Genomic DNA, 8,740 nt, shown 5'->3' with positions numbered 1-8,740 from the left:
CCGAAAACCATCGGGCTCGCCGCATAACCGCGACGAGCCCGAACTACCCCAAACCCGACGAGGGTGCCTTGACGAAAGACATAGAGGCACCCCCCGGCGCCCGCACACCGACGACGACCCGGCGATCGGAGACCTGACGCCATGCTCGACGAATCGCTGCTCGACACGCCGGAGGCCCTGGCCGAGGCAGACCACCGGGCGCTCCTGCGCGGAGCCGCCGAGGCCGGCGCGCGTGTCCGCACCGCCGCCCGGCACGCCATCGAGGCCGGCGTCCCCCAGCTCGAACCGGACGGCCGTCCGCGCGCGATCCTCATCGCCGGCCCCGGAGCGGCCGCCACCTGCGTCGCGGACCTCCTCGGCACCCTCGCCGGCGCCTCCTGCCCGGTCACCCGCCTCGCCCCCACCGGCGTGGCCCCCGCCGCGGGCGCCCTGCGCTGGGAACTCCCCGGCTGGGTCGGCTCCGTCGACCTCCTCCTCATCGCCACCCCCGACGGCAGCGAACCCGGCCTCTCCCTCCTCGCCGAGCAGGCCTACCGGCGCGGCTGCACCGTCGCCGCCGTCGCGCCCGTCCGCTCCCCGCTCACCGAGGCCGTGGCCGGCGCCCACGGCCTGTTCGTACCGCTGGCGACCGCACCGTACGAACAGGACGAGCAACCCCCCGTCGCCGCGTCCGCCCCCGGCGTCCTGTGGGCCCTGCTCACCCCGCTCCTCGCGCTCCTCGACCGGATCGCCCTGCTCTCCGCCCCGCCGGACGCCCTGGAGAAGGTCGCCGACCGCCTCGACCACATCGCCGAACGCTGCGGCCCCGCCATCGCGACCTACAGCAACCCCGCCAAGACCCTGGCCGCCGAACTCGCCGACGCCCTCCCCGTCATCTGGACCGAGGGCGACTCCGCCGGCCCCGCCGGCCGCCGCTTCGCCGCCGCGCTCGCCGAACTCTCCGGCCGCCCCGCCATCGTCGCCGAACTCCCCGAGGCCCTCGCCGCCCACAGCGCCCTGCTCGCCGGCCCCCTCGCCGCCAGCGCCGACCCGGACGACTTCTTCCGCGACCGCGTCGAGGAACCGCCCGCCCTGCACGCGCGCGTAGTGCTGCTGCGCGACCGCCCGATCGGCGGACTCACCGCCGCCCCCGCCGCCCGCGACCTCGCCCTCAGCCACGACACGCCGATCAGCGAACTCGAACCGGAGCCCGGCGACGAACTCGTCACCCTGGCCGAACTGATCGCCATCACGGATTTCGCCGCCGTTTACCTGGCGCTCGCCTCGGGCGCCTGATCTGGCGACCGACCGACCGCACACGGGCGACCTCCGTCGCGGGCCGCCGGAACGAGCAACGGCGCGCCGGCCCACGAGACAGACGGACCGTCACAGCCGACCGCGGCAGCCACCCGCGCGGCAGCCGCGGCAGACCGACAGACAGGCAGGCAGAGACACCGCATGTACCGCCTCGACAACACCGTCCGCCCCTACGCCTGGGGTTCCCCCACCGCCATCCCGCACCTCCTCGGCGTCGAACCGAACGGCGAACCACAGGCCGAGATGTGGATGGGCGCCCACCCGGGCGCACCCTCCCGCACCGACCGGGGCACCCTCCTCGACGTCATCGAGGCCGACCCGCGCGCGGAACTCGGCACGGCCGCCGTCACCCGGTTCGGTCCCCGCCTCCCCTTCCTCCTCAAGGTCCTCGCCGCCGGCGCCCCCCTCTCCCTCCAGGTCCACCCCGACCTCGCACAGGCCCGCGCGGGCTACGAGGACGAGGAACGCCGGGGTGTCCCCGTCGACGCCCCCCACCGCAACTACAAGGACGCCAACCACAAACCCGAACTCATCTGCGCCCTCACCGAGTTCGACGGCCTCTGCGGCTTCCGCGCCCCCACCCGCGCCGCCGACCTCCTCGACGGCCTCGGCGTCGACTCCCTCAAGCCGTACGCCGACCTCCTGCGCGCCCGTCCCGCGGAGGCGGCCCTGCGCGAGGTCCTCACCGCGATCCTCACCGCCGACCCCGACGAGATGACCCGCACCGTCACCGCCGCCGCGGCCGCCTGCGACCGCCTCGGCGGCGACCACGCCCCCTACGCCGGCATCGCCCACCACCACCCCGGCGACCCCGGCGTCATCGCCGCCATGCTCCTCAACCACATCCGCCTCCAGCCCGGCGAAGCCCTCTTCCTCGGCGCCGGCGTCCCGCACGCCTACCTCAGCGGCCTCGGCGTCGAGATCATGGCCAACTCCGACAACGTCCTGCGCTGCGGCCTGACCCCCAAACACGTCGACGTCCCCGAACTCCTGCGCATCGTCCGCTTCGAGCCCGGCGACCCCCGCGTCCTGCGCCCCGAGGCCGGCCCGGACGGCGAGGAGATCTTCGAGACCCCCATCGACGAGTTCCGCCTCTCCCGGTACGTCCTCCCCGCGGGCACCGCCCCCCACGACCTCACCCTCGCGACCCCGCAGATCCTCCTGTGCACCGCCGGTACCGTCCGCGCGGGCGACCACGACCTGACCCCCGGCCACTCCACCTTCGTCCCCGCGGGCGAAAAAGCCGAAGTGTCCGGACCCGGCACGGTCTTCCGCGCCACCGTCGTCGCCTGACGCATCCCGCCCGGCCCACCGGGCACACGCCTCACGGACCGGGCTGCAACAATGGCGCATCGCAAAGGACGGGCAAAGCCGACGACGGCACGAGCGCCCCCAGGACCACCCGAGGACGAAGGGACCACGCGAACACATGAGCGCGTCAGGCGGTACCAAGGCGATCGTGGCGGCACTCGCCGCCAACCTAGCGATCGCGGCATCGAAGTTCGTGGCGTTCGCCTTCAGCGGCTCGTCGTCGATGCTCGCCGAGGGCGTCCACTCGCTCGCCGACTCCGGCAACCAGGCCCTCCTCCTGGTCGGCGGCAAGAAGGCCCAGCGCGAGGCCACCCCCCAACACCCCTTCGGCTACGGCCGTGAACGCTACATCTACGCCTTCCTCGTCTCCATCGTCCTCTTCTCCGTCGGCGGCATGTTCGCCATCTACGAGGGCTACGAGAAGATCGAGCACCCGCACGAGCTGGAGAACTGGTACTGGCCCGTCGGCGTCCTCGTCTTCGCGATCATCGCCGAGTCCTTCTCCTTCCGGACGGCCATCAAGGAGTCCGACCCGCTGCGCGGCGACCTCTCCTGGAAGGAGTTCGTACGCCGCGCCAAGGCGCCCGAACTCCCCGTCGTCCTCCTGGAGGACTTCGGCGCCCTCGTCGGCCTGGTCCTCGCCCTGCTCGGTGTCGGCCTCGCCGTCGTCACCGGCGACAGCGTCTGGGACGGCATCGGCACCGTCTGCATCGGCGTGCTGCTCGTCCTCATCGCCCTCGTCCTCGCCGCCGAGACCAAGTCCCTGCTCCTCGGCGAGTCCGCCGGCGTCGAGGAGGTCCGCAAGATCGAGACCGCCATCGTCGACGGCGACACCGTCACCCGCGTCATCCACATGCGCACCCTCCACCTCGGCCCCGAGGAGCTCCTCGTCGCCGCCAAGATCGCCGTCCGGCACGACGACACCGCCACCGAGGTCGCCACCGCCATCGACGCCGCCGAGACCCGCATCCGCGAGGCCGTCCCCATCGCCCGCGTCATCTACCTCGAGCCCGACATCTACAGCGAGTCCGAGGCCGCCAAGGGCGCCGACCCCGAAGCGACCCCGGGCGGCCCCAGCCACTCCCCGGCCGACCACTGACAGGACGGCCACTGACCGGACGGCCACTAACCGGACGGCCACCGACCACCCAGCCACCCGACGGGGCCCGCCGACCACGGCGGGCCCCGCCGCGTTTCCCGCCCCCGCGCATCGCACCCACCGCGACGGAGGTGATCCGCCAGAGGCGGACTGGGGCCTCACCGGGCCACCGTGTAGCTTGGAAGAGAGCCAGACGTCGCTGCTGATGGCGGTCGGGCGGTCCACGACGGACCGGCCGAGGGAGAGAGGGCCTCCGACGGACTGCGCCGCGCACACTGCGGGCACACCCGTGTCCCCGCAGGACACCCCTGTGTCCGCCGCCGCGCAGACCGGCCGTACCCACACCTCGCCCCAACCCCGAGGAGCAGCCCACCATGACGACTGTCGACAGCCGACAGGACTTCAAGGTCGCCGACCTCTCCCTGGCCGAGTTCGGCCGCAAGGAGATCACCCTCGCCGAGCACGAGATGCCGGGCCTCATGGCGATCCGCAAGGAGTACGCCACCGCCCAGCCCCTCGCCGGCGCCCGCGTCACCGGCTCTCTGCACATGACCGTGCAGACCGCCGTCCTCATCGAGACCCTCGTCGCCCTCGGCGCCCGGGTCCGCTGGGCCTCCTGCAACATCTTCTCCACCCAGGACCACGCGGCCGCCGCCATCGCCGTCGGCCCGAACGGCACCGTGGACAACCCCCAGGGCGTCCCGGTCTTCGCCTGGAAGGGCGAAACCCTGGAGGAGTACTGGTGGTGCACCGAGCAGGCCCTCACCTGGCCGGACAGCCCCACCGGCGGCCCCAACATGATCCTCGACGACGGCGGTGACGCCACCCTCCTCGTCCACAAGGGCGTCGAGTACGAGAAGGACGGCACGGTCCCCGCCGTCGACACCGCCGAGAACGAGGAGCACCGCGTCATCCTCGAACTCCTCCACCGCACCATCACCGAGGGCTCCCAGAAGTGGACCCAGCTCGCCTCGGAGATCCGCGGCGTCACCGAGGAGACCACCACCGGCGTCCACCGCCTGTACGAGATGCAGCGCGACGGCGTCCTCCTCTTCCCGGCGATCAACGTCAACGACGCCGTCACCAAGTCGAAGTTCGACAACAAGTACGGCTGCCGCCACTCCCTCATCGACGGCATCAACCGCGCCACCGACGTCCTCATCGGCGGCAAGACCGCCGTCGTCTGCGGCTACGGCGACGTCGGCAAGGGCTGCGCCGAGTCCCTGCGCGGCCAGGGCGCCCGTGTCGTCGTCACCGAGATCGACCCCATCTGCGCCCTCCAGGCCGCGATGGACGGCTACCAGGTCACGACCCTCGACGAGGTCATCGACAAGGCCGACATCTTCATCACCACGACCGGCAACAAGGACATCATCATGGCCTCGGACATGGCCAAGATGAAGCACCAGGCCATCGTCGGCAACATCGGCCACTTCGACAACGAGATCGACATGGCCGGCCTCGCCAAGGTCCCCGGCATCGTCAAGGACGAGGTCAAGCCGCAGGTCCACACCTGGACCTTCCCCGACGGCAAGGTGATCATCGTCCTGTCCGAGGGCCGCCTGCTGAACCTGGGCAACGCCACCGGCCACCCGTCCTTCGTGATGTCCAACTCCTTCGCGGACCAGACCCTGGCCCAGATCGAGCTGTTCACCAAGCCGAACGAGTACCCGACCGGCGTCTACACCCTGCCCAAGCACCTCGACGAGAAGGTCGCCCGCCTCCACCTGGACGCGCTCGGCGTCAAGCTCACCACGCTCCGCCCCGAGCAGGCCGCCTACATCGGCGTCGACGTCGAGGGACCCTTCAAGCCGGACCACTACCGCTACTGAGTCCGCAGCCCCACCGCCGGGGAGCGCACCGAGCACTCGACGCGCCCCCGGCACCGGACAGATTTCCTCCGAGGCAGGCCCCCGCACCCCCGTGTCGGGGGCCTGCCCCTTCGGTCTCCGGCCGCACCGGCCGTCCCGTGCCGGCCACCTCGGCGAGGTGCCCGGACCAGCCCGTCACCCCCCAGGACCCCGATGCCCCGCGGCCGCTATGCGCTCCACGACCCGCACGATCACACCCCCCTCGCCCATGAGGACTTCCAGTGCGCCCCCGGCCCCTCCGGCTGGCGCTACGTCTCCCAACTGACCACCCCCACCGGCGATCACAGCGGCTCCGTGGACCTCACCCTCGACGACCTGGGCCGCCCTCTCCGACTCGAACTCCACGCGGGCGGCTGGCAGGTACGCGGCGCGGCGCTCGACGGCGTCACCTGGGTCCGCACCGACCCCACCGGCACCCACGCCACGGAAGGCAACGTCCAGGCCCACGCCTTCACCGGCACCTCCCCCGCCTTCCTCGTCGCCACCGCCCGACTCCTGCGTCTCACCCTTCCCCCTTCCGCAACCCGCGTCCGCCTCGTCGCCTTCACGGACCCGGTCCTCGCCCCGCGCACCGTGGACCAGTCCTGGGCCTTGGTCGAAAGAGAAGCACACGCCACTGACAACGGCCCCCTGATCGTCGACGAATACCAGGTCACAGCCCTGGACACCGGGGAACGGCACACCGTCCACATCGCCGGGGACGTGGTCCTCGCGGCACCCGGAGTCGAGCTGGAAGACCTCGCGTCACCCCCCTCGACCTTCCCCTGACGCCCACGGGGAGGCCTACGCGGGCGGCACGAACCCGGTCGCCGGACGCTCCACCGACGGCGCCGCGTCCCCGGCCGACGCCGCCCCGCCCCCCACCCCGGCCTCCGGCGCCACCCAGCCACCACCATCAGATACGGACGGCACCACACCCGGCACACCCGGCCCGACACCACCCCCACTCCCGTCCCGCCCGCCCCCGGACCCGTACGCCCGCCGCGCCTCCCGCACCTGCCGCTCCTGCAGAACAGCCGCCAGATACGCGGCCGACGGCACCCCCTGGGGAACCGGCACCCCCGTACGCGCCGCGAGATCCGCGGCCAGCCGCTCCGCCATCGACCGGCCCACCTGCACATCCAGCTGCTCCACCCGCCCCAGGTACTGCCGGACCGCCAGCCACAGACCGTCCGGCACCGCCGACAGATCGAGCCCGGCGAACCTCCCGGCCAGCCACGGCGGCGGAGGAGGCAGGAACCCGGTCCGCGCCACGGGCACCCGCTCCCGCACCACCAGCGTCCCGGCGAACACGTCCCCGAGCCGCCGCCCGCGCGCCGACACCAGTGAGGCGACACAGGCCACCACCCCCGCCGTCAGCAGGATCTCCACCACCCCGAGCGCGCCGCGCACCAGCGCGTGCCGGAACCGGATCGGCCCGCCGTCGTCCCTCACCACCCGCAGCCCGCACGCCAGCTTCCCCAAGGACCGCCCCCGGGTGAGCGTCTCCACCGCGACCGGCCCACCCACCAGCACCAGCAGGAACGCGGCGATCGACACCGCCGTGCGCGCGGCCTCGTCCAGGGACGCCGTAGCCGCCACCAGGGCGATGCTCACGACGACGTAGCCCACCACGGCCACGGTCAGATCCAGCAACGCGGCCAAAGACCTGCTGGGCAACCTGGCAGGCTCCAACTCCAGCGCCACCGCCTCGCCCGTCACCAGCTCACTCACGCCCGCCGCCCTTCCCGACCCGCCCCGACGACGGCCAGTCTGCCAAGCTGGGAACCCACCGCACCGCAGTACGACAAGCCGACGTACACGACCGGCCGCCCACGAAGCCGAGGAGCAGGGACCCCGATGGACCTCGACGTCTTCGTCTGCGCGCATCGAGCCGAATGGGACCGTCTCGACGCCCTCCTGCGCCGGCGCCGCCTCACCGGCGGCGAGGCCGACGAACTCGTCACCCTCTATCAGCGCACGGCCACCCACCTCTCGCTGATCCGGTCCAGCGCCCCCGACCCACAGCTCACCGGCCGGCTCAGCCACCTGGTGGCCCGCGCGCGCAGCACGGTGACCGGCACCCGACAGGCCTCGTGGCGGGACGCCACGCGCTTCCTCACCCGGGGCTTCCCCGCCGCGGTGTACCGGACGCGCCACTGGTGGGTCCCGACCGCACTCGTCTCCACCGCCGTCGCCGCCCTTCTCGGATGGTGGATCGGCACGCACCCCGAAGTGCGGTCCTCCATAGCCGCCCCCGCCGAGCTGCGCGAGCTCACGCGGCCCGGTGGCCAGTACGAGACCTACTACTCCAGCCACCCGGCCACCTCCTTCGCCGCCCAGGTCTGGACGAACAACGCCCAGGCTGCCGCGATGTGCCTGGTCCTGGGTGTCTTCCTCGGCCTGCCGGTCCTGTGGATCCTCTTCCAGAACATGCTCAACCTCGGCGTCGGCATGGGCCTGATGTCGTCGGCCGACCGCCTCGACACCTTCCTCGGCCTCGTCCTCCCGCACGGCCTTCTCGAACTCACCGCGGTCTTCGTCGCCGCCGGCACCGGCCTGCGGCTCGGCTGGACACTCATCGACCCCGGTCCCCGCACGCGACGCACAGCCCTGGCGGAGGAGGGCAGAGCCGCCGTGGCCATGGCCATCGGCCTCGCCCTGGTCCTCCTCGTCTCGGGCGCCATCGAAGGCTTCGTCACCCCCTCCGGCCTGCCCACCTGGACCCGCATCACCATCGGCATCACCGCCGAGCTGGCCTTCCTCGCCTACGTCTACGTCCTCGGCGCCAGGGCCGTCCGCGCCGGGGACACGGGCGACCTCGACGACGCCGAGCGCAGCGCCACCGCGCCGACGGCCGCGTGATGTGCGACGGACCCTGCCGAGCTGCTAGTCTCCTCTTCGCCCCACAAGAGCCGTTGACACGGAGCGCGTGGGGAGGTAGATTCGAACAGTTGCCTGGACTGGACAGGGTCCGGTCGGCAGCGAGCGAGAATCTATAAGGCCTCTCGGAACACTTCTTCCGCAGAAGCCACCCCCGATTAATCGGAAATGAATGGCCGGTCAGACCGGCTCGGAACTTCTGATAAAGTCGGAACCGCCGGAAAGGGAAACGCGAGAGCGGAAACCTGGAAAGCGCCGAGGAAATCGGATCGAGAAAAGATCTGATAGAGTCGGAAACGCA

Annotated in this window: 7 protein-coding genes; 6 read left to right on the top strand and 1 reads right to left on the bottom strand. The window is 72.1% G+C overall.

Features of this window, described 5'->3' with window-relative positions:
* Positions 1 to 141: 141 nt before the first annotated feature.
* The 5 genes from ACIP67_RS43010 to ACIP67_RS42990 all read left to right on the top strand — a co-directional run bounded on the left by ACIP67_RS43010 (position 142) and on the right by ACIP67_RS42990 (position 6,345).
* A complete protein-coding gene (locus ACIP67_RS43010; RefSeq protein WP_401700130.1) occupies positions 142 to 1,275 on the top strand; it encodes an SIS domain-containing protein in 1,134 nt (377 codons plus the stop codon).
* Between the two features lie 162 nt (positions 1,276 to 1,437).
* On the top strand, positions 1,438 to 2,589 hold the full coding sequence (gene manA, locus ACIP67_RS43005) for a mannose-6-phosphate isomerase, class I (RefSeq protein WP_401700128.1): 1,152 nt from the start codon (positions 1,438 to 1,440) through the stop codon (positions 2,587 to 2,589).
* A 136-nt stretch (positions 2,590 to 2,725) separates the two neighbouring features.
* Entirely contained in the window at positions 2,726 to 3,706 is a 981-nt protein-coding gene (locus tag ACIP67_RS43000; protein WP_401700125.1) for a cation diffusion facilitator family transporter, read from the top strand.
* Between the two features lie 374 nt (positions 3,707 to 4,080).
* Positions 4,081 to 5,538 carry an adenosylhomocysteinase gene (gene ahcY / locus ACIP67_RS42995; RefSeq protein WP_401700122.1) on the top strand — a complete coding sequence of 486 codons (1,458 nt, stop codon included), beginning with the start codon at positions 4,081 to 4,083 and terminating at the stop codon, positions 5,536 to 5,538.
* A gap of 192 nt (positions 5,539 to 5,730) precedes the next feature.
* The gene (locus ACIP67_RS42990) at positions 5,731 to 6,345 is read left to right on the top strand and encodes a hypothetical protein (RefSeq protein WP_401700120.1); all 615 of its coding nucleotides are present in this window, start codon (positions 5,731 to 5,733) and stop codon (positions 6,343 to 6,345) included.
* 15 nt (positions 6,346 to 6,360) lie between these two features.
* On the opposite strand, the gene ACIP67_RS42985 is transcribed toward ACIP67_RS42990, so the two are convergent.
* The gene (locus ACIP67_RS42985) at positions 6,361 to 7,290 is read right to left on the bottom strand and encodes an RDD family protein (protein ID WP_401700118.1); all 930 of its coding nucleotides are present in this window, start codon (positions 7,288 to 7,290) and stop codon (positions 6,361 to 6,363) included.
* Between the two features lie 126 nt (positions 7,291 to 7,416).
* Between ACIP67_RS42985 and ACIP67_RS42980 the strand changes: the two genes are divergently transcribed.
* Complete coding sequence (locus tag ACIP67_RS42980; protein ID WP_401700116.1) at positions 7,417 to 8,421, top strand: stage II sporulation protein M; 1,005 nt, start codon at positions 7,417 to 7,419, stop codon at positions 8,419 to 8,421.
* The last annotated feature ends 319 nt before the right edge of the window (positions 8,422 to 8,740 follow it).

The sequence above is a fragment of the Streptomyces sp. NPDC088812 genome, from assembly GCF_044750285.1.
In the GTDB taxonomy this organism is placed as follows: Bacteria; Actinomycetota; Actinomycetes; order Streptomycetales; family Streptomycetaceae; genus Streptomyces.
Note: the sequence above shows the minus strand (reverse complement) of the source record. Positions and strands in the feature narration are given on the sequence as shown.